This window comes from Kitasatospora sp. NPDC087271 (genome assembly GCF_044744605.1).
Lineage (GTDB): Bacteria > Actinomycetota > Actinomycetes > Streptomycetales > Streptomycetaceae > Kitasatospora.
The window spans coordinates 69201-89546 of the sequence record NZ_JBIUYQ010000006.1 but is presented as its reverse complement, the minus strand read 5'-3'; the positions used below and the strand labels follow the sequence as shown (position 1 = coordinate 89546).

Here is a 20346-nt window from a genome sequence, read left to right as displayed (position 1 = left end):
AACGCAGATGCCCCCCGCAGCCCGGATGGGTGACACCACCAGCGACGGCGGTGCCATCACCACCCCGCCACCAGGCGCCCTCGCGGCGGCGACCGTACTGATCGGCGGCCGCCCGGCCGCCGTCACCGGCAGCCTGCACGTGTGCGTGCCGCACGTGGAACTCGGGCCCGGCAACGTCGTCATGCCCAGCCCCACGGCGGCGGCCGGGGGCCTGGTCCTGATCGGAGGGCTGCCCGCGGCGCGGGTGGGCGACCAGACGTCCTGCGGCGCGAAGATCGTCACCGGCGCGTTCAACGTGCTGATCGGGGGCGTCGCGTGAGCGGCTTCATCGGGCGGGGCTGGGCCTTCCCGCTGCGGGTGAACGCCACCGGCGGCATCGGCATGGTGGACCGGGACCGGGAGATCGAGGAGGCCATCCGGCTGATCCTCGGCACCGCCCCCGGGGAGCGGCCGATGCGCCCGGAGTTCGGCTGCGGCATCCACGAGTACGTGTTCGCGCCGAGCGACGGCGGTACGGCGGGCCGGATCGCGCGCGAGGTGCGCACCGCGCTGGAACGCTGGGAGCCGCGGATCGAGGTGGACGACGTCGTGATCGCCTTCGACACCGTCGACGACGGCACGCTCTACATCGACGTCCACTACACCGTGCGGTCCACCAACGACCGCCGCAACCTGGTCTTCCCCTTCTACACCATCCCGAGCTCGCCGGACGCCCCGGATGTCCAGGACGTCCCGGGTGCCCTGGGCGCCGTGACCGGGGGAGTGAGCTGATGGCGCTGCCCTCCCCGAACCTGGACGACCGCCGGTTCCAGCAACTCGTCGACGAGGCCAAGCGGTTCGTCCAGCAGCGGGCCCCGGAGTGGACCGACCACAACGTGTCCGACCCCGGGGTCACCCTGATCGAGACCTTCGCGTACATGGTGGACCAGCTGCTCTACCGGCTGAACCGGGTGCCGGAGAAGAACTACTCCGCCTTCCTCGACCTGCTGGGCGTCCGGCTCTTCCCGCCGGCCGCGGCGACCGCGGAGGTCGACTTCTGGCTGTCGGCCCCGCAGCCCGAGACGGTGCTGCTGCGGGCGGGCACCGAGGTGTCCACGCTGCGGACCGAGACCGAGGAGGCGGTGGTGTTCTCCACCGCCGAGGACCTGCCCGTCGTCCCCAGCTCCCTCGACCGGCTGGTCACCGTCTCCGCCGCGGGGGAGCAGACCGACGCCACGGCGCGGCTGGCCGACGGCGTGGACGTGCCGTGCTTCCAGCCGCGTCCCCAGGTCGGGGACGCCATGCTGTTCGCGCTGCCGGCCGTCGTGCCGCGCTGCATCCTCGTCGTCCGGCTGGACAGCCGGGTCGAGGGCGTCGGCGTCGACCCGCGCCAGCCCCCGCTGGCGTGGGAGGTGTGGGACGGCGCGCGGTGGATCGCCTGCGAGACCGGCTCCGACACCACCGGCGGCCTCAACCGGCCCGGCGAGGTGGTGGTGTTCGTGCCCGCCGGGCAGGTCGCCTCGGTGGTCGCCGGGCGCCGGGCGGGCTGGCTGCGCTGCCGGGTGTCCGCGCCGGAGCCGGGCCAGCCGTTCTACGCGGAGTCCCCGACGATCCGCCGGGCGGAGGTGTTCACGGTCGGCGGCACCGCGACCGTCGTGCACGCCCAGACCGTGACCGACGCGCCGCTCGGCACCTCGGAGGGCGTCGCGGGCCAGCGCTTCCGGCTCGCCAGGCCGCCCGTCCTGCTCGACGGCGGGCCCCCGGTGGTCGAGGTCGCGGCCGGCGACGGCTGGGAGCGGTGGACGGCCGTCGAGCACTTCGGTGACTCGGCGCCGACCGACCGGCACGTGGTGATCGACGCGACCACGGGCGAGTTCGCGTTCCCGCCCGCCGTCCGGGAACCCGACGGCGGCCTGCACGCCTTCGGCGCGGTGCCGCCCAAGGGCGCGCACCTGCGGGTACCGCGCTACCGCACGGGCGGCGGCACCGCCGGGAACGTCGCCCGGGCGACGATCACGGTGCTGCGCAGCTCCGTCCCGTACGTGGCCAGGGTCGACAACCGGGAAGCGGCCAGGGGCGGGGTCGACGGCGAGACGGTGGAGAACGCCAAGGTGCGCGCCCCCCACCTGCTGCGGCTCCAGGAACGGGCCGTCACGGCCGGGGACTTCGAGCTGATCGCCCGGCAGGCCGCCCCCTCGGCGGCCCGGGTGCGCTGCGCGCCGGCCGTCGCCGGGGAGGCGGGCGCGGTGCGGGTGCTGGTGGTCCCCGACGCGGTCGCGGACGAGGGCGACCGCCTGCGGTTCGAGCAGCTGATCCCCGGCGAGCAGGTGCTGTCGGCCATCGCGACGGCCCTGGACGAGCGGCGGCTCGTCGGCACCCGGCTCGTCGTCCAACCGCCCGACTACCAGGGGGTGACGGTGGTCGCCCGGCTCGCGACCCGCTCCCCGGACGGCGACCGGGTCCGGGAGGCGGCGCTCGCGGCCCTGTTCCGGCACCTCAACCCGCTGCGCGGCGGCGCCGACGGAAGGGGCTGGCCGTTCGGCCGGGCCGTGCAGTACGGGGAGGTGTTCGCGGTGCTCCAGCAGGTGGCCGGGGTCACGGCGGTCGAGGAACTGCGGCTCTTCCCGGCGGATCCGATCACCGGGCGCCGGGGCGCGCCCGCCGAACGGGTCGACGTCGCCCCGGACGCGCTGGTCTTCTCGCACCAGCACCAGGTCGTGGTCGCCGCGCTCCCGGCGGACGGTCCGCGATGAGCAGAGCGGCCGTCCCCGGGCTGCCCAGCCCGCATCCGATCGGCGAACTCCTGCCCGCGCTCTACGCCGAGGACGACTTCGCCCAGCGGTTCACCGCGGGCCTGGACACCGTCCTCGCCCCGGTCTTCGCCACCCTGGACAACCTGCCCGCCTACTTCCAACCGCGCCTGGCCCCGGCCGACTTCGTCGAGTGGCTGGCGGACTGGGTCGCCGTCGAGACCGACCCGGCCTGGCCAGAGGAGGTCCGCCGGGCCGTGGTCGGCCGCGCGGTCGAACTGCACCGGTGGCGGGGCACCCGGCGCGGGCTCCGGGAACGGCTGCGGCTGATCCTCGGCGTCGGCGCGCAGATCGTGGACGGCGGCGGCGTGGCCTGGTCCACCACCGCGGGCGCGGAGTTGCCGCCCGCGCCCTCCGGGGAACTGCTGGTGCGGGTCTGGCCCGAGCGCACCCCGGCGGTGGACGAGGAGCAGGTGCTGGCGGTCGTCCGGGCGTCCTGCCCGGTCCACCTCACCTGCCGGGTGGAGGTCCTGCCCGGACCGCCTGGTCCATCCGGTCCACCTGATCCATCCGGTCCACTCGGTCCACTCGGTGCGGAAGAGAGCTGAGCAATGCGTACGTGTCCCGAGTGCGGAGTGGCCAACGAGGACGGGGACGACTTCTGCGGCAACTGCGGTGCCTACCTCGGCTGGTCGGGGACGGCTGCCGCCACCTCGGCGGCTCCCGCCTCCGCGGCACCCAGCCCTGCCGCCGCCCCGCCCGCTGGCGCCAATCCGCCCGTTGCGTCGCCCGCTGCTCCGCCCGCCGGGGCGGCCCGCGAGGAACCGCCCGTGCGGCCGTCCGCGGCGCCCGCCGAACCGCCTGCCGCGCGGCCCGCCGAGCCGGCGAGGCCGTCCGCCGCCGCGCCCGCTGCTGCGCCCGCGCCCAAGCCCGCACCCGCCGCCGAGGTGCCGCCGGTCCGCCCCGGCGCGGTGCCGCCGCAGCCCACGGCCGCCCGGCAGCCGGCGGCGGCGGACCCGGTGGCGGTGCAGCCCGCCAAGCCCGTCGCGCCCCGCCCGACCGTCCGCCCGGCCGCGGCCGACGAGGCCCAGGTCGGCCCACCCTGCCCCCGGTGCGGCACGCCCAACCGGCCCGACCGGAAGTTCTGCCGGCGGTGCGCGGAGCCGCTGACCCCCACCGAACTCGTGGCGGCCCTGCCGTGGTGGCGCACCCGCTGGCCGTTCCGGCGCCGCGTGCGCATCGGCGGCTCCGGCAGCACCCTGCGCCGGATGATCGCGTTGCTCGTGCTGGCGGCGCTGGTGGTCGCGGGCGTGCTGTTCTACCCGGCGGGGCGGAACATCTACGAGGACGTGCTGGACAAGCTCCGCGACGCCTCGGCGATCTCCCCCACCGGGGCGGCGGCGAGCGCGGAGGTCGAGGGCCATCCCGCGAAACTGACCGTCGACGGGCTGAGCAACACCTACTGGGGGGCGCCGAACGTCGGGGACTCGATCAGCTTCCCCTTCGCCCGACCGTTCCGGCTGGTGGACGTGATCATCCACACCGGCTCCTCCACCGAGCCGCAGCAGTTCCAGCAGCAGGCACGGCCCACCGCCCTGGACCTCCGGATGACGACCTCGGACGGCAAGGTGCACGAGCAGAAGGTGACGCTGAACGACAAGCCGGGCCCGCAGACGGTGCTGACCGGCGTCAGCGACGTCGTGAAGGTGACGCTGGTCGTCCGCGCCGCCGCCGGGACGGGGCCCGGAATCCCCATCGCGCTGGCCGAGGTGGAGTTCTTCAAGCGCTGAGGGGCAGGCTGCGGGGGTGGGCCCGGGCGCCGGCGTGGGAGGCTACCCGGGTACCGCCGCAGCCCGCGCCCAGGAGCACCGCCATGCACCGACCCCCCGCCTTCCGTCTCGACGCCACCGCCTCCGGGCACCCGGCGGGGATCCTCGACGCCGCCGAGCGGGCCGAAAGCCGGGGCATGGACCGCCTGGTGGTCGCCGAGACCGCGTACGATCCGTTCCTCCAGCTGGCCCGCGCCGCCGACCGGACCGAGCGGATCGAGCTGGCCACCGGCATCGCGGTGGCCTTCGCCCGCACCCCGATGACGCTGGCCTACCAGGCCTGGGGGCTGCACGCGGCCTCCGGCGGACGGGCCGTCATCGGGCTGGGCTCGCAGGTCAAGCCGCACATCGAGAAGCGCTTCGGGATGCCCTGGGACCGGCCGGCCGCGCGGATGCGCGAGTACGTGCACGCGGTGCGGGCGATCTGGCACAGCTGGCAGACCGGCGAACGGCTGCGCTTCCGGGGCGAGTTCTACACCCACACGATGATGACGCCGGTCTTCTCGCCCGACCCCGTCCCCGCCGGGGTGCCGAGGATCCTGCTGGCCGGCGTGGGACCGCTGATGACCCGTACGGCCGGGGCGGTGGCCGACGGGTTCCTCAGCCACCCGTTCTCGTCGCCCGCCTACCTGGCCGAGCAGGTGCTGCCCGGTCTGACCGGGGCCCGGGCGCAGGCCGAGGCCGAGGGCGCCCCGTGGACGGCGCGGCCGTTCGAGGTCGCCGGCAGCGTGCTGACCGCCACCGGCCGGACGGAGGAGGAACTGGCGGCCAACCGGGCGGGGGTGCGGGAGCGGCTGGCGTTCTACGCCTCCACCCCGGCCTACCGCCCGGTGCTGGCCCAGCACGGGTGGGAGGGGCTCCAGGAGGAACTGCACACCCACTCGGTGCGCGGCCGCTGGGCGGAGATGGCCGCGCTGATCGACGACGAGGTGTTCGACACGTTCGCGGTGTCCGGTCCGGTCGAGGACGTCGCCCGCGAGCTGACCCGGCGGTACGCGGGCCTGGTCGACCGGCTGTCCGTCAGCCTGCCGGAGGAGGCGGACCCGGAGCTGGGCCTCGACGTCCTGGCGGCCGTCCGCGCCCTCGGCTGAGCTCCGTCGGACCCTCATCGACCCTCGTCGACCCTCGCCGGACCTCCGCCCGGTCCCGCCGGACCCCTCGCCGTACCCGCGCCAGCCCCCGTAGCCCGACCGGAAACAGCCGCCGACCGAACGCGGTGGGCGGCAGATCGGGCAGGAGACGGCCAAGACCGGGCACATTCGGGCAACGGGTTCCCGGTGGCGACGGCGGGCGGCAGGATCGCGCTGGCAGACCGTGACGGGCCGCCGTTTCCACCCACCCCACGGTCTGTCATGTCTTGGCCACCGTCGACGACCGTGGGGGTGCCCGCTTGTCCGTGCCAGACGACCATCCTGCCGTTGACTGCCTCGCCGAGTTCGGGGCGCCCGACGACCTCGCCGACTTCGACGAGTTCCTGCGCGTCTGCGCCGAACTGACCGGATTCGACGAGCCCGAGCTGCGCGCCACCGGCATGGCGCACGAACACCACCGCACCACCCTGGCCCACCGGGTCCGCGACGACCACGCCCTGGTCCACCTCTGGTACGTCGGCGCCTGGCCGGGCGAGACCCCCAGCTCCGCCCGCGCCTACGACCAGGGCCTGGCCTGGCGGACCTTCCGCGCCGACCCACCCGGCGCCGCCGCCCCCGGCCACGGCAGCTGGGCCGAAGCCCCCCGAGGGGTTGAGGAACGGTGACCGCCCGCTGGGACGTCGTCGTGGTCGGCGCAGGCTTCGCCGGAACGCTGGTCGCCCACCGCCTCGGCGCGCAGGGCCGGCGGGTCCTCGTCCTCGAAGCCGGCCGGGCAGCGCCCTCCGGGCCCGAGACCGCCGCCGCCTTCCGCGCGGCCGGCGGCGGCCCGCCCACCTCGCCCTACCCGCACGACCCCGACGCCCCGTCCCTCGACGTCACCGACCTCACCGGGCTCCCCGGCGGCGGCTTCACCGCCACCGGACACCTCCGGCAGGACGGCCCGCTGCCCTACGCCAGCGGCTACCTGCGTGCCAACGGCGGCACCGGACTGCTCTGGACCGGCCTCACCCCGCGCATGCACCCGGAGGACTTCCGCACCGGCGACCTCGGCCGCGGCCGCAACTGGCCGATCGGCTACCACGACCTGGAGCCGTACTACCGCGCAGCCGAACACGAACTCGGCGTCGCCGCCGACGCCGGGGAGCAGCGCCGCGCCGTCGGACTGCCGATCCCGGACGACTACGCCTTCCCCATGCGGGCCATCCCGGCCAGCCACCTCGACCGCCGGCTCGCCCACGCCCTCGACGGCCGGACCGTCCGCGACCCCGCCATGCCCGGCCCCGCCCGGCTCGCCGTCACCGGCACCCCGCACGCCCGCAACGGCCTGCCCACCCGGCCCGGCGACAGCTTCGGCCCGCCCTGCGCGGGCAGCGCCAGCTGCGTCCCGGTCTGCCCGACCGGCGCCAAGTACACGCCGCTGCGCACCCAGGCCCGCTGGGCGCCCTGCGTCGAACTGCGCACCGGGGCCGTGGCGGCCAAGGTGCTCGCCGACCCGGTGACCGGGCGCGCCACCGGGGTGGAGTACCTGGCCGGCGGCGCGGCCCACCGGGTGGACGCGGACCTGGTCGTCCTCGCCGCGCACGCCGTCGAGAACGCCCGGCTGCTGCTCCTGTCCGGCCTGGCCAACCGCAGCGACCAGGTGGGCCGCAACCTGATGGACCACCCGGCACTGCTCACCTGGGGGCTCATGCCCGGCCAGGTCGGCCCCTACCGGGGGCCCGGCTCCACCAGCGGCCTGGAGGCCTTCCGCTTCGGCCCGGCCCGGGCCCGCCGGGCCCCGTTCCGGATCGAGATCGGAAACTGGGGCTGGTCCTGGGCCGGCGGCTCCCCCGAGGCGGAGACGGCCGCACTGCTGGCCGCCGGGCTGCGCGGCAAGGAGCTGCGGGCGCGCCTCGGCGACCGGCTCGGCCGTCAGTTCTCGCTCCAGTTCGAACTGGAGCAGCCCGCCGACCCGGCCAACCGGGTCACCCTCGACCCGGACCGGCGCGATCCGCTCGGCCTCCCCGGCCCGGCCGTCCGCTACGACCTCGACGAGTACGTCCGCGCGGGCATGGTCTCGGCCCGGGCCGTCTCCGACCAACTGTTCGCCCTGCTCGGCGCCGAGGACCACACCGCCTACCCGGCCGGTCCGCAGTGGCCGGGCCGCCTCGAACACCTGGGAACCGCCTACGGCTACCGGGGCGCGGGCCACGCCGGCGGCACCCACGTCATGGGCGACTCGCCCGCCACCTCCGTCGTCGACCACTGGCAGCGCTGCTGGGACCACCCCAACCTGTACGCCGTCGGGTGCGGCTCGATGCCCTCGCTCGGCACCTCCAACCCCTCGCTCACCATGGCCGCCCTGGCCCTGCGCAGCGCCGACCGGATCCACCAGGACCTGCTGGACCTGCACCGCCCGGTGTCCGTCGGCTCCAGGCTGCCGACCCCCGACCCGCCTCGCTCGCCCGTGCTCCCTTCGCCCGGCCCCCCTTCGTGCGTCGCTCCTTCGCTTGCCACCCGTTCGCCCGCCACCCGTTCGCCCGCCTTTCCGGAGACACCATGACCGGCCTGCCGCTCCCGCCCGTACCGGAGCCGTACCACCTGCCCTTCCACTACGGCGCGCTGCACAACATCGGCGTCGACTACCTGGTCCAGCCCGAGCGGGCGCGCGAGCTGCTCGGCAAGCGCCACCCCGGCCTGACCGCCGCCGTGTTCGACGGCGGGGCCTGCGTTTCCCTCAACTACCAGCTGTACTTCGCCCAGTACCCGAACGGCGGTGGCATCACCGAGGAGCTGGAGATCAACCTGGTCGCCCACCCGGTGTTCGCCGGGGACCGCCTGCCGGTTCTCAACTACGGCCAGTACGCCCGGGGTTACGACCAGACCAAGCTGCTCGGCATCGCCCGTCTGCACGTCCTGTGCGACAACCCGCTCGCCATCGACGCCGGGCGCCGCCTGTACGCCGAGCCCAAGCACCCAGGCTGGTTCGAGACCGCGCTGCCCTCGCTCAACGCCCCCGCCGTGCGTGAGCGCTGGTCCGTCTCCTGTCGCCGGGCCACCCTCGGGGCGGACGGGCTGCGCCGCCACGACGAGCAACTCCTCGCCCTCGACGTGAACCTGATCGGCCTCACCGCCGAATCCGTCAACAACACCCCGATCACCGGCTACGGCACCGACGACGAGGGCAAGCTGCTCGCCGGCCCGCTCAACGTCTACCACCCCTACCGCTACTACTCCCTGGACGACCGCACCGCCGACCGCGTCCGGCTCGACCTCGGCAACCCCGCGGAGGAGTCCGCCCGCGACCTCGCCCACCTGATCGCCGACGCCCCGGCCGCCGGGGTCTGGACCTACCAGTCCCCGCCGGTCGCCGCCCACAACCGCGCCTACTACGTCCGGTGATGTGCCCGCCCGCCGAGGGCGGGTTACGGTCAGGGTCGACACCACCTGAGCGGGCGGGCAGCGGACCGTTGGCGCCGTTCTCGCGTGCACCCCTGACCGCTCCTCCGCAGCTGGGGGTGTGCTCGTGAGTGTCCACTGACAAGGGTAGCCTTACCCATTGCGCAGGTGATCGGCAGTGGGGAGGGACCCTTGTTGGAATTCCGGCTGCTCGGACCAGTGGAAGTCCGGCGCGACGGGCAGTTCGTCGAGATCGGGCCACCGAAACGCCGGACCTTGCTGGCGATGCTGCTCCTCGCCAACGACGCGCTGGTCACGAACGACCGCATCACCGACGCCCTGTGGGGCGAGCAGCCGCCCAGACACGCCAAGACCGTGATCCAGGGGCACGTCTCCCAACTCCGCCGGCTGCTGCACCCCGTGGGCCCGGTCACCATCGCCACCGCCTGTGACGGCTACCTCCTCCAGACGCCGTCCGACCACATCGACGGCGAGCGGTTCCGTGCCGCCGTCGCCGAAGCGCGCACCGGCGACGGCGCACCGGCCGGGATCCCGGCGCTGCGCAAGGCCCTCGCGCTCTGGCGCGGCCCGGCGCTCGCCGGACTCTGCGGCACACCCCCGGTCGTCGCCGCGGCAGCGGAACTGGAGGAGGCGAGGCTCGGCGCGGTGGAGGAGCTCGGCCAGGCGCTGACCGCCGGCCGGCGCGCCGAAGAGGCCGTCGCGGTGCTGCGCGGACCGGCGGACCGGCATCCGCTGCGCGAGTCCCTGGTGGCGCTCCTGCTCGACGCCCTGCTGTCGACGAACCGGCAGGCCGAGGCCATCGAGCTCTACCACCGGACGGCCCGACTGCTCGGTGACGAACTGGGCGTCGACCCGGGCCCCGCGATGGTCGAGGCCTACGACCGGATCCTCGGCCCGCCACGCGCCGCACGCCGACGGGAGGACACGCACCGGCCCGGGGACCCCCACGGACAGGAGGTCGCCGACCGGCAGGAGGCCGCCCGCCGCAAGGCGGACGCGCACCGCCGAGCTGACGCGCACCGTCAGGCGGACGCATACCGCGGCGCGGGCCAGTCGGGCGCGAACGACCTGCGGCGACCGCTCCTGCTGCCCCGCCGACCGGCCGGCTTCACCGGGCGCAAGCGCGAACTCGCCGCCCTCGACGCGGCCGTGCGGCACACCGCACACGACTCGCCCATCTGTCTGGTCACCGGGCCGGCCGGGATCGGAAAGAGCGCGCTGGTGGCCCACTGGGCCCAACAGGCCGCGGCGGACTTCCCGGACGGCGTGCTCTTCGCCCGGCTCGGCGGCTTCGTCGACACCGCCCCGATCGCCGACCCCGCCTTCGTGATCCGGGACTTCCTCGGCGCGCTCGGCATCCAGCCCGACGACATCCCGCAGAACACCGCCGCAGCCGAGGCGCTCTACCGCTCGCTGCTCCGGAACCGCCGCCTCCTGGTCATCCTCGACGACGCGCTGAGTTACGACCAGGTCCGCCCGCTGCTCCCCGGCGCCCACGGCTGCGCCACCGTCGTCACCAGCCGCAACCGGCTGGAGAGCCTGGTCGCCGGCGACTGCGCCCGCCCGCTGCTGCTGGACCGGCTCGGGCCGGGGGAGGGCGAGGCACTGTTCGCCCGCATCCTCGGCCCGGACCGGGTCGGAGCGGAGCCGGACGCGGCCGGGCGCCTGGTGCGGCTGTGCGACGGGCTGCCGCTGGCCCTGCGACTGGCGGCGGCCCGGCTGGCGGTGCGGCCCGAGCGCTCGCTCGGCGACGCGGTCGAGGAACTCCGCGACGGGCAGCGGCGGATCTCGTTCCTCGCGGTGGACGGCATCGACTTCGCCTCCGTCCTGCGCGTCAGCGTGGACCACCTCCCGCCCGACGCGGTCGCCGTCCTGCGGCTGCTGGCCCACCACTTCGGCCCCGACATCGACGTGGCGGCGGTCGCCGCGCTGGCGGACGACAGCCCGGCCGGTAGCCGCGCGGTGCTGGAACGCCTCGTCGCCGCCAACCTGGTGGAGGAACGGGGGCACGACCGCTACGCCCTGCACGGACTCATCCGGCTGTTCGCCCGCTCGCTCGGCCCCGCCCCCGGGGACGACCGCCTCCTTCCGCTCCTCGATCACTACCTGTACGCCGCCCTGGCCGCCGCGAGCGCGGCGGTGGCGGGCAGCCAACCCTGCTGCCGGCTCCCGGAGGACTTCCGGACGCCGGTGTCGACGCCCGTCTTCGCCGACCGGGAGGAGGCCATGGCCTGGTACGCCAGGGAACGGCGCAACCTCGTCGCCGCCACCGCGGCGGCCGCCGCCGGCGGGCACCACCACCGGGCGTGGCGACTCGCCCTGCTGCTGTGGCCCCTGGTCGTCCAGCAGCCCGGAGCCGACTGGGAGGCTCCGCTCGGCCACGCCCTCGGCTCCGCCGTCGAACTGGCCGAGGCCGACGCGGAATCCCGCGTCAGGAGCCTGCTCGGCTGGGTCCTCGGGCAGAACGGCCGGTACGAGGAGGCCCTGCCGCACCTGCTGCGCGCACCCGACCTGGCCCGGCGGGCCGACGACACCGAGGGCGAGGCGATCGCCACCGCCAACCTGGCCCAGGCCCGGGAGGCACTCGGCGACACGAACCTGGCCGGCCTCGGCTACGAGCGGGCCGCGCAGCTCGCCCGCAGGGCCGGCAGCCCGCAGACCGAGATGCTCACGACCTACTACCTGGCCCGGTACCACCTGCTGAACGAGCGACCGGCGAAGGCGCTCACCCTCGCGCGGCACGCGCTCGACCTCGCCCCGGAGGACCAGGTCGTCGCGCGCCGCGCGATGCTCCTGGACATCTGCGGGAGGGCGCTGGCCACCCTGGACCGCAACGGCGAGGCGTGGCACCACTTCGACCGCGCGGGCCGCCTCGCGGAACAGGACGGCTTCACCGCCGACGCCGCCGACTACTACGCGCGCGCCGCCGCGGTACGGACCTGCGGGAACGGCTAGCGGCTGCCGGCCGGCCCCAGGCGCTGGCCCCAGACGTCGAGTCCAGACGTCGAGTCCAGACGTCGGGCCCAGGCACCGGCCCCAGGCGTCGACTCACCCGGGAACGGGCGGCCCGCCCGGCCCCGTGAGCGCGGCCGGTACCCGATCGGCGGGCGGGGCCTGCCCGGCTGGTGTGGTGTCCGGCGCGCGGGCCCAACGGCCGGCGAGCACGGTGCCGGCCACCAGCTGGAGCTGGTGATACGCCATCAGCGGCAGGACCAGCAGCCCGGCCTGGGGCCCGAAGAGCACGGCGGCCATCGGCAGGCCGTTCGCCAGGCTCTTCTGCGAGCCGCACAGCACCGCCGCGATGGTGGCCGGCCGGTCGAGGCCCAGCAGCCGTGCGCCGAGCCCGGTGACCGCGAGCGCGGCGGCCAGCAGGGCGAGCAGCACCGCGAGCAGGCCGAGCAGGGCGCCCGGGGTGGCCAGGCCCCAGCTGCCCTGGGCCGTCGCCGCGCTGAACGCGGTGTAGACGACGAGCAGGATCGAGCCCCGATCCACCGGCGTCAGCACCCGTCTGTGCCGGGCGAGGAAGGCGCCGATCCACGGCCGCAGCACCTGCCCGAGCAGGAACGGCGCGAGCAACTGGGCCCCGATCCGCAGCAGCCCCTCGGCCGACAGCGCCGTGTGCACGTCCAGGAGCCAGGCCGCCAGCAGCGGGGTCAGCAGCAGCCCGGCCAGGCTGGAGTACGTCCCGGCGCAGATCGCCGCCGGGACGTTGCCCCCGGCGGCGCCGGTCAGCGCCACCGAGGACTGCACCGTCGACGGGAGCAGGCAGAGGAACAGCACCCCGGTCTGCAACTGTCCACTGAGCGGGACGGGCGTGAGCAGCGCGGTGGCCGCCCCGAGCAGCGGGAAGAGGCCGAAGGTGGCGGCGAGCACCAGCCCGTGCAGCCGCAGGTGGCGCAGCCCGGCCAGCGTCTCGCGGGCGGAGAGCCTGGCGCCGTAGAGGAAGAACAGCAGCGCCACCGCCAGGTTGCAGGCCACGGCGGCCACCCGCGCCGAGCCCCCGGTGGCCGGGAACAGGGCGGCCAGGCCGACCGCCCCGGCGAGCGCGACCAGGTACGGGTCGAGCCGACGCGGCCGCGGCCCGCGCCGCCGGCCCCGGCGGGCGGTGTCGTCGGTCATCGGCCACCCCCGATCGCCGCCCCGCCCGGGCCGGACCCGAGCAGGCCGCCCACCAGGGACCCGGCGCCGTCGTGGTCGCTGCCCGCCGAGCCGCTGCCGTTCTGGACGTTGGCCGTGCGGTCGATCTCCACCCAGGAATCGGCGTTGGAGTTGTCGACGAGCGTGATCAGCCCCCCGCCCGCCGCCGCGGGCGCCGCCGCGCCGGCGAGCAGGCAGCACGCCCCGGCCAGCCCCAACGCGGTGGCCCGCAGGACGGCGGCCGCCGGGGGCGGGGCGGGACCGCGCAGCCCGGCCGTCACACCGTCACCCCCGTGAGCGGGCGCGAGCGCGCGATGTTCCGTTCCAGCAGTTCGGTGGACTCCCGCACGCCGATCTGCCGGCTCTCCCCGGCGCCGGCCGGCAGCCGCCCGTCGGCCACCTTCAGCCCGGCCAGCGCCTCGTCCATCGCCCGGTGGGCCGCGAACAGGCAGGGCGTGCTGTAGATCGCGACGTCCACCCCCAGCTCGGTCAGCTCGGAGAGCGACAACCGGGGGGACTTGCCGCCGGCGATCTGGTTGAACAGCAGCGGCTTGTCGCCGACGACCCGCCGGATCCGCCGGATCCAGTCCTCGCTGCGCACCCCGTCGACCAGCACCACGTCGGCGTCGGTGGCGGCGAGGGCTCGGGCGCGGCGCAGGATGTCCTCCTCCTCGGTGGCGTCGGTGCGGGCGACCACCAGGAGGTCCGTCCGGTTGGCGAGGACGAGGTCCAGCTTCTCCAGGTACTCCTCCAGCGGGAGGACCTGTTTGCCGTCGGCGTGGCCGCAGCGGCGCGGCCGTTTCTGGTCCTCCAGGATGACGCCGGACGCGCCGATGCGTTCGAGCCTGCGCACGACGTGGCAGGCGACCTCGGGATCGACGTAGCCGTCGTCGATGTCGACCAGGAGATGGTGCCGGGGGAAGGCGCCGCGCAGCCGTTCGACGAAGCCGACCATGTCCGGCCAGGCGATGAATCCGATGTCGGGCAGGCCGTAGTAGGAGGCGGCGAAGCCGAATCCGGAGACGAACATGCCGTTGTAGTGCTCGGCCGCGATGGAGGCCGAGTACATGTCGTAGACGCCGATGAGGGGCGTGGCTCCCGGGCTCGTGATCTCCTCGCGGAGCCGCTGCCCGTGGCCCGACGCCGTGGTTCCGTGGAACAAGGCCTTCTCCTCACTCGCGGTGGCTTTGCCTGGACTTGGTCTTCCCTAGACCCAACTGAGGCTCCATCACTATGCGACCTTTAACGTTCCGTGGGCAAATCTTTAAGGGAGATTCACTCATTCGAGTGAGGCGTTGAATTGAAGATATGTCAGACATATGAAAAGGGCGGTGGCGTGGAAGATCCACGCCACCGCCCTGATCCGGTCGGGCCCGGCCGCCGGAGCGTCAGGACGCCGGAACGGGGCGGACGGCGCGGCGTTCGCGCAGCGTCCGGAGCACCCGGCGGGTCGCCCGGGTGGCGACCGGCGGCAGCAGGTCCAGCGCCAGCCGGCGCGAGGTGGACTGCTGGACGGGGGCCTTGACCTGGTAGTTGAGCCGCAGCACCGGCTCCCCGGCGATGGTGTCGTCGTCCACCGTGTAGCCCTCGGCCCGCCAGTCGCGGGCGAGCAGGACCTGCCGGACGGCCGCGGCGTCGCCCCAGGTGCCGTAGAACTTCATCGGGGTGAGCAGCACCGGCCGCAGGCCGCCGGTGAAGACCGCCTCCCAGACCGCCGCCGACACTCCGGGGGTGTGCTCCGAGCGGTAGTCGTCCAGCGCCACGACGCCGTTCTCGGCGAGCGCCGCCCTGGTCACCGCGATGTCCCCGGCGACGTGCTCGTACAGGTGGGAGGCGTCGACGTGGACGAAGCGGCAGCTCCCGGCCGGGATCCGGCCGTCGGCCAGCACCGAGGTGGGCGCCTGCACGATCTCCGGCAACTCGTCGTGGAAGGCGAGGTAGTTGGCCTCGAAGGCGCTCCGGGTGAGGGTCTTTCGGTAGGACATCGCCATCTCGGCGGCGTTGTCCGCGTCGCCCGCCTCGGAGTCGAACAGGTCGCAGACGGTCAGCCGCTCGCCGGTCTGGAGGTGGTCGCCGAGCAGGACGGCGCTGCGGCCGAGGTAGCTGCCGAGTTCGAGGATGTCGCCGGTGGCGCCCGCCGTGGTCTGGGCCGCCAGCAGGTGGCCGAAGGCCGCCCGGTCGAGACGGAAGAACCAGCCGGGGATGTCGTCCCGGGTCAGTGGCGCGGGGCGGGTGGCTGCGGTCTCGGCGGTGGGCACGGCGGCCTCCAGGAGGGCGGGCGGGGCGCGGTGGCGGGTTCACGCCGCGGAGGGGACGCCGTGGACGTGAGGCCGATCATCATAGCGACGCGGAGGCCGACTGGGAGCCGGCTCGGAACGGCGCGATTTCGCGCGTTCGCGCTGCTGTGCGAAGGCGCGCGCGGGGTCGCGTCCCCGGCCTCACGGGTCAGTGCGCCGGGCCGTCCAGCTCGGCGATGGTCTCCGCCAGCCAGGCCCGCTCGGCCGCCGTGGAGGCCCGGGTGACCAGCAGCAGGCCGCGCCGGAAGGGGTTCGGCTCCAGTTCGGCGGTGACCGCGCGGCCCTCACCGTCGTAGGAGAAGCTGCTCGGCTCGTCCAGGAACGCCAGCCGGCGCCGGAGCACGGCCGCCTGCGCGGGCGGGTCGGCGAGGTGGTGCAGGAAGGCGGCGTGCGCGAAGAAGCGGATCTGGTCCGTGATCTCGGCCTGCTCCGGGTCGGCCAACCGGCGCCGCAGTTCGGTCCGGCCCTCCTCGGTGAGCTCCAGCGTCTGGCGCGGTGCGGCCCCGCTGCCCGGTTCGGTGCGGCGGCGCAGCAGTCCGGCCTTCTCCAGTCTGGCGATGGCGGGGTAGAGCGCGCCGTCGCTGACCGGCCGGACGTGGCCGGTGAGGCCGGTGATCCGGGACTTGAGCTGGTAGCCGTGCAGCGGCTGGTCGTAGAGGAAGCCGAGGATCGCGAGGGTCAGCACGGTCGAAGCCCTTTCGTCGGAGTGCGCCCTGTGGCGCGCCCCATGATACCTCTCGTCGAGGTGCCTCGATAAGAGGTAGCTCTATTCGAGGCATGCCGTCGGCGGGCGGCGGAACGGGGGAGGAGGCATGCGCGGGCGTCCGTCGCGACGACTGGCCGCGCTGGCCGGACCGGTCTACGCCGAACTGCTGTCCGGCGTGATCGCCTCGGTGATCGGCACCTTCTGGGTGGCCGGCCTTCGGCGGGGCGGCCGTCGCCGCCGTCACCCTGCGGTTGGGGCCACGGCTGCCCGCACCCGCCGGGGAACCGGCGCGGCGGCGGGCCGGATCGTCCGCGCGGGAGCGCCGTTCGGCCTGGACTTCACCGCCCGGATGGCCGTCGGTACGGCCCAACTCGCCACCTCCGCGGCCCTGTCGGGGCCGCTCGGGGTGACCGGGGTGTGGGCGGGGCCGGCCGTGGGTACGGCCGTGCAGCTCGGCCTGCTGCTGCTCCTGGCCCGGCGCGGGCCCCTGCGGCCCGCGCCGTTGGCGGACCAGGGCGACCGGGCCCCGAAGCCGGTCGGATGATCGACTCCGGTCGCCCGGCTGTGCCACAGTGGAAGCCATGGGACCGACACTCGACGGGCGGCCGCTGCCGTCCCCGCACGCAGACGAACGCGCCATGCTGGAAGGCTGGTTGGAGTTCCATCGGGCGACTCTTGTGCAGAAGGTCGCCGGACTCGACGACCAGCAGGTCCGGCTGGCGGCCTTCCCGCCGTCGACGATGACGCTGCTGGGCCTGGTCCAGCACCTCGCCGAGGTCGAACGCACCTGGTACCAGCGGGTGCTGGCCGGCCGGGAGGCGCCGCCGCTGTACGGCGCGGACGGCGAGGGCGGCTACGCGCTCACCCCGGACCGGGGGATGCCCGAGGCGTTGACCGACTGGCGGGCGGAGGTCGAGCAGGGCCGCGAACTGGCCGCCGCGGCGGCGCTGGAGGACACCGGACGCCTCTCCGAGCGGGCGGCGGCGGTGTTCGGCTCGGAGACGGTCTCGCTGCGCTGGATCCTGGTGCACCTGATCGAGGAGTACGCCCGCCACAACGGCCACGCGGACCTGCTCCGGGAGAGCATCGACGGCTTCACGGGCGTGTGACGGCTCCCCGGGGGAGGGCCCCGGGGGCCGGGCCGAGGTGGGCGTCCAGGGCGGCGCGCAGCAGCGGTTCGACGTCCTCGCCGCCGGTGATGAGCCGCAGGCTGCCCCAGGCGCGCAGTTGGGCCAGGCCGTGCAGGTTCGCCCACAGCGCGGCGGCCGCAGGTCCGGGATCGGTGGACTCCGGGCGGGCCTCGCCGACCAGGCGGGCGACGGTGTGGAACATCGGCAGGGTGGTGTGCCGCAGCTCGGCTCCGCTGCCCTCCAGCAGGTCGTGACGGAACATCAGCTCGAACATGCCGGGGTTGGCCGCCGCGAAGCCGAGGTAGGCGCGGGCGAGCGCGTCGAGCCGGGTGCGGGGGGCCGCGCCGGTGGTGGCGGCCATCGCGTCGGCGCCGGCCAGGGTGTCGGTGAGCCTGCCGAACCCGTGCCGCGCGATGGCGGCGAGCAGTTCGCGGTGGGTAGGGAAGTGGCGGCGGGGGGCTCCGTGCGAGACCCCCGCCTGCCGGGCGATCTCGCGCAGGCCGAGGGCGTGGACGCCCTCCCTGGTCACCAGTTCGACGCCGGCAGTCACCAGGCGCGCGCGCAGGTCCTTGTCCTGATCGGTCATGGGCCTTGTCTACCAGGCTGCCGTAGACAGTGTCTACTCGCGTCGGTGCGGGCGCTCCGGGCAGAATTCGGAGGCATGGGCGAAGGCGGAGAGGCGGCCTGCTGGCTGGACCGGGTGTGCCCCGAGTGCGGGCGCCTGCGCGAGCGGCCAGGGCCGCAACCGTGCGAGAACTGCGGGGCTGGGAGCGCGGACGGCACGGGCGGCGAGGCGGGGGCCCGGCAGCCCGCGGCCGAGGCCGCGCCGGAGCGGGACGGCTGATCGCGGGTCCAGGACGGATCGGCCCCGGCCCGGAAGGGCTGAACGCGGACCCGCAACGCCTGAACCCCGGCCCGGAAGGGCTGAACGCGGACCCGCAACGCCTGAACCCCGGCTCGGAACAGCTGAACGACGGCCCGGAACGGCTGGGCCCCGGTGCGGCCGGGCGGGCCTGACCGGGGCCGCAGGCGTACGGCGGGGTTCGGTCTACTGCTGCGGCGGCTGGTCGCGGAACTGGTTCTTCGCCTGCTCCTGGGCGGCGTCCACCTGGCTGCTGTACTTGCCCTGGGTGCGCTCGTCGACGGCGTCCCCCGCCTTGTCGACGGCCCTGTCGGCCTGGTCCTCGTGGCCCTTCAGCAGGCCCTTGAGCTTATCCAACATGGACATCTGGTCACGCTCCTGGAAGAGACGGCCCCACCCCTCCAGGATCACCGCCTCCGCCGCCGTCCGCATCCCGCGGCCGCGCGGCGGCCTTGGCAACGTGATGCCGGTCATGTCAAATCGGGAGTTCACGGACCGCCGGAAGGAGTCGCCTTGAAGCCCCGAGCCCGCCGCCCGATCTCCCTGCCCCTCCGCCCGACCAGCCCGCTCGACCAGTCCACCCCGATACCGCACCAGCAGCGCCGGGACCAGCGCCCGCGCACTGCCACCGTCCGGAGCGCGGGCGCCGTACTGACCGTCGCCGCCCTGGCCGCCCCGCTGCTGCTGGCCGGGGCCGGTGGCGCGGCCGCCGACCCGGACCCGGTGCGCAGAGGCGAGAGGCTCGCCGCGCGCCTGGTCGAGGCCGCCGACGCCGAGAGCGCCCACGACACCCTGGCCGTGCTCCAGCGGATCGCCGACCGCAACGGCGGTACCCGGGTGGCCGGTTCGAAGGGGCACGACGAGTCCGCGCGCTACGTCTACGAGCAGGCCCGCCGGGCCGGGCTGAAGGTGTCCCGGCAGGAGTTCGAGTACACCTTCTTCGAGGCCCGCTCGGAGCGGCTGCGGGTGCTGTCCCCGCAGGCCGAGAGCATCCCGCTGACCGCCATGACGTACTCGCTCGGCGGTCCGGACGCGGGCCTGACCGCCGACCTGGCGGTCGCCCCGGTCAGCGCCACGACCGGCTGCGCGCCCACCGACTACCCGGCCGGCGCGTTCACCGGCCGGATCGCGCTGATCCAGCGCGGCGGCTGCGGCTTCGCCGTCAAGCAGGCCGCGGCCGCGACGGCCGGCGCGGTGGGCGCGATCATCTACAACAACACCGACGGCGACCTCAACGGCACTCTCGGGGACCCCGCGGCCGGCAGGATCCCCGTCGGCGGGATCACCCGGGCCGCCGGGGAGGCGCTGGCCGCGAAGGCCGCCGCCGGCCAGGTCCGGCTGAACCTCGACATCCGCACCGTCATGGAGCCGCGTAAGACCTGGAACGTCATCGCCGAGACCAGGGGCGGCGACCCGGCCGACACCGTGATGGTCGGGGCGCACCTGGACTCCGTCGCGGCCGGGCCCGGCATCAACGACAACGGCTCCGGTGCGGCGGGCATCCTGGAGGTCGCGCGCAACCTGACCGTCCACCCGGTGAAGAACAAGGTCAGGTTCGCCTGGTGGTCCGCCGAGGAGTTCGGCCTCAAGGGCTCGGAGGCCTACGTGAAGTCGCTCTCCGAGGCGGACCGGAAGAAGATCAGGCTCTACCTCAACTTCGACATGATCGCCTCTCCCAACTACGCGCAGTTCGTCTACGACGGCTCGGGCAGCACCGGCGGCGGCGCCGGCCCCGAGGGCTCGGCGCAGATCGAGCGGGACCTCACCGGCTACCTGGACGGCCGGGGCCTGCCGCACGAGCCGACCGCCTTCGACGGCCGCTCCGACTACGGCCCGTTCATCGACGCGGGCATCCCGGCCGGCGGCACCGACACCGGCGCCGAGGTGGTCAAGTCGTCGGCGCAGGAGGACCGTTACGGCGGCACGGCGGGCGTGGCCTTCGACGCCTGCTACCACAAGGCCTGCGACGGCTTGAAGAACATCGACATGGACGCCTTCGACGTCAACATCGACGTGATCGCCCATGCCGTCGGCACCTACGCCTGGGATCTCTCCTCGCTGAACCGGCCCGTGCCGCCGCAGCGCCCCGCCGGCCAGGCGGGCGGCGGCGGTATGAGCGGGGGCCACGCCCACGAGGTGACGGCCTGACGCCCGGGTGGGCCCGCT

Annotated in this window: 21 protein-coding genes; 14 read left to right on the top strand and 7 right to left on the bottom strand. The window is 74.9% G+C overall.

What is annotated here, in order from left to right; translation table 11 throughout:
- Window positions 1–7 precede the first annotated feature (7 nt).
- The 10 genes from ACIO9K_RS12545 (at window position 8) to ACIO9K_RS12500 (ending at window position 12003) form a co-directional block, all read left to right on the top strand.
- Window positions 8–319 carry a PAAR domain-containing protein gene (locus tag ACIO9K_RS12545; RefSeq protein WP_350881816.1) on the top strand — a complete coding sequence of 104 codons (312 nt, stop codon included), beginning with the start codon at window positions 8–10 and terminating at the stop codon, window positions 317–319.
- Window positions 316–771, top strand: coding sequence for a GPW/gp25 family protein (locus ACIO9K_RS12540; protein WP_350881814.1), 456 nt, complete (start codon window positions 316–318; stop codon window positions 769–771). The genes ACIO9K_RS12545 and ACIO9K_RS12540 overlap by 4 nt, the downstream gene beginning before the upstream one ends.
- Window positions 771–2732, top strand: coding sequence for a putative baseplate assembly protein (locus ACIO9K_RS12535; protein WP_363585552.1), 1962 nt, complete (start codon window positions 771–773; stop codon window positions 2730–2732). Before ACIO9K_RS12540 ends, ACIO9K_RS12535 begins: the two co-directional genes overlap by 1 nt.
- A complete protein-coding gene (locus ACIO9K_RS12530) occupies window positions 2729–3337 on the top strand; it encodes a phage tail protein (RefSeq protein WP_400329098.1) in 609 nt (202 codons plus the stop codon). Before ACIO9K_RS12535 ends, ACIO9K_RS12530 begins: the two co-directional genes overlap by 4 nt.
- A gap of 3 nt (window positions 3338–3340) precedes the next feature.
- On the top strand, window positions 3341–4519 hold the full coding sequence (locus ACIO9K_RS12525) for an NADase-type glycan-binding domain-containing protein (protein WP_400329095.1): 1179 nt from the start codon (window positions 3341–3343) through the stop codon (window positions 4517–4519).
- Window positions 4520–4602: 83 nt separating this feature from the next.
- The gene (locus tag ACIO9K_RS12520; RefSeq protein ID WP_363585549.1) at window positions 4603–5649 is read left to right on the top strand and encodes a TIGR03617 family F420-dependent LLM class oxidoreductase; all 1047 of its coding nucleotides are present in this window, start codon (window positions 4603–4605) and stop codon (window positions 5647–5649) included.
- Window positions 5650–5954: 305 nt separating this feature from the next.
- Complete coding sequence (locus ACIO9K_RS12515) at window positions 5955–6314, top strand: hypothetical protein (protein WP_363585548.1); 360 nt, start codon at window positions 5955–5957, stop codon at window positions 6312–6314.
- Entirely contained in the window at window positions 6311–8191 is a 1881-nt protein-coding gene (locus ACIO9K_RS12510; protein WP_400329090.1) for a GMC family oxidoreductase, read from the top strand. The genes ACIO9K_RS12515 and ACIO9K_RS12510 overlap by 4 nt, the downstream gene beginning before the upstream one ends.
- Window positions 8188–9030: a hypothetical protein gene (locus tag ACIO9K_RS12505; RefSeq protein WP_363621768.1), complete on the top strand. Its 843-nt coding sequence runs from the start codon at window positions 8188–8190 to the stop codon at window positions 9028–9030. Before ACIO9K_RS12510 ends, ACIO9K_RS12505 begins: the two co-directional genes overlap by 4 nt.
- A gap of 165 nt (window positions 9031–9195) precedes the next feature.
- Window positions 9196–12003, top strand: a complete 2808-nt coding sequence (locus ACIO9K_RS12500) for a BTAD domain-containing putative transcriptional regulator (RefSeq protein WP_400329087.1) — start codon at window positions 9196–9198, stop codon at window positions 12001–12003.
- Between the two features lie 93 nt (window positions 12004–12096).
- Here ACIO9K_RS12500 and ACIO9K_RS12495 read toward each other — a convergent pair whose 3' ends face one another.
- The 5 genes from ACIO9K_RS12495 to ACIO9K_RS12475 form a co-directional block, all read right to left on the bottom strand.
- The gene (locus ACIO9K_RS12495; protein WP_363621764.1) at window positions 12097–13167 is read right to left on the bottom strand and encodes a bile acid:sodium symporter family protein; all 1071 of its coding nucleotides are present in this window, start codon (window positions 13165–13167) and stop codon (window positions 12097–12099) included.
- Complete coding sequence (locus tag ACIO9K_RS12490) at window positions 13164–13466, bottom strand: hypothetical protein (protein ID WP_400329084.1); 303 nt, start codon at window positions 13464–13466, stop codon at window positions 13164–13166. The genes ACIO9K_RS12495 and ACIO9K_RS12490 overlap by 4 nt, the downstream gene beginning before the upstream one ends.
- Complete coding sequence (locus tag ACIO9K_RS12485) at window positions 13463–14347, bottom strand: isocitrate lyase/PEP mutase family protein (protein ID WP_363621761.1); 885 nt, start codon at window positions 14345–14347, stop codon at window positions 13463–13465. Before ACIO9K_RS12485 ends, ACIO9K_RS12490 begins: the two co-directional genes overlap by 4 nt.
- A gap of 226 nt (window positions 14348–14573) precedes the next feature.
- Entirely contained in the window at window positions 14574–15443 is an 870-nt protein-coding gene (locus ACIO9K_RS12480) for a class I SAM-dependent methyltransferase (RefSeq protein WP_400329080.1), read from the bottom strand.
- A gap of 187 nt (window positions 15444–15630) precedes the next feature.
- Window positions 15631–16167 (bottom strand): PadR family transcriptional regulator, encoded by a 537-nt coding sequence (locus tag ACIO9K_RS12475; protein ID WP_400329077.1) that lies wholly within the window; start codon window positions 16165–16167, stop codon window positions 15631–15633.
- A gap of 127 nt (window positions 16168–16294) precedes the next feature.
- On the opposite strand from ACIO9K_RS12475, the gene ACIO9K_RS12470 reads away from it, so the two are divergent.
- Both ACIO9K_RS12470 and ACIO9K_RS12465 read left to right on the top strand, forming a co-directional pair.
- Window positions 16295–16732: a hypothetical protein gene (locus ACIO9K_RS12470; RefSeq protein WP_363621756.1), complete on the top strand. Its 438-nt coding sequence runs from the start codon at window positions 16295–16297 to the stop codon at window positions 16730–16732.
- 37 nt (window positions 16733–16769) lie between these two features.
- Entirely contained in the window at window positions 16770–17297 is a 528-nt protein-coding gene (locus tag ACIO9K_RS12465; RefSeq protein WP_363621754.1) for a DinB family protein, read from the top strand.
- Here the strand turns inward: ACIO9K_RS12465 and ACIO9K_RS12460 are convergent.
- A complete protein-coding gene (locus tag ACIO9K_RS12460) occupies window positions 17284–17904 on the bottom strand; it encodes a TetR/AcrR family transcriptional regulator (RefSeq protein WP_363621752.1) in 621 nt (206 codons plus the stop codon). The two genes, ACIO9K_RS12465 and ACIO9K_RS12460, sit on opposite strands and share 14 nt — an antisense overlap.
- A gap of 75 nt (window positions 17905–17979) precedes the next feature.
- On the opposite strand from ACIO9K_RS12460, the gene ACIO9K_RS12455 reads away from it, so the two are divergent.
- A complete protein-coding gene (locus ACIO9K_RS12455; RefSeq protein WP_363621750.1) occupies window positions 17980–18162 on the top strand; it encodes a hypothetical protein in 183 nt (60 codons plus the stop codon).
- Window positions 18163–18366: 204 nt separating this feature from the next.
- Here the strand turns inward: ACIO9K_RS12455 and ACIO9K_RS12450 are convergent, their stop codons facing one another.
- The gene (locus ACIO9K_RS12450; RefSeq protein ID WP_063350839.1) at window positions 18367–18546 is read right to left on the bottom strand and encodes an antitoxin; all 180 of its coding nucleotides are present in this window, start codon (window positions 18544–18546) and stop codon (window positions 18367–18369) included.
- A 285-nt stretch (window positions 18547–18831) separates the two neighbouring features.
- Here ACIO9K_RS12450 and ACIO9K_RS12445 point away from each other — a divergent pair, with 285 nt between their 5' ends.
- A complete protein-coding gene (locus ACIO9K_RS12445; protein ID WP_363621959.1) occupies window positions 18832–20328 on the top strand; it encodes a M28 family peptidase in 1497 nt (498 codons plus the stop codon).
- The last annotated feature ends 18 nt before the right edge of the window (window positions 20329–20346 follow it).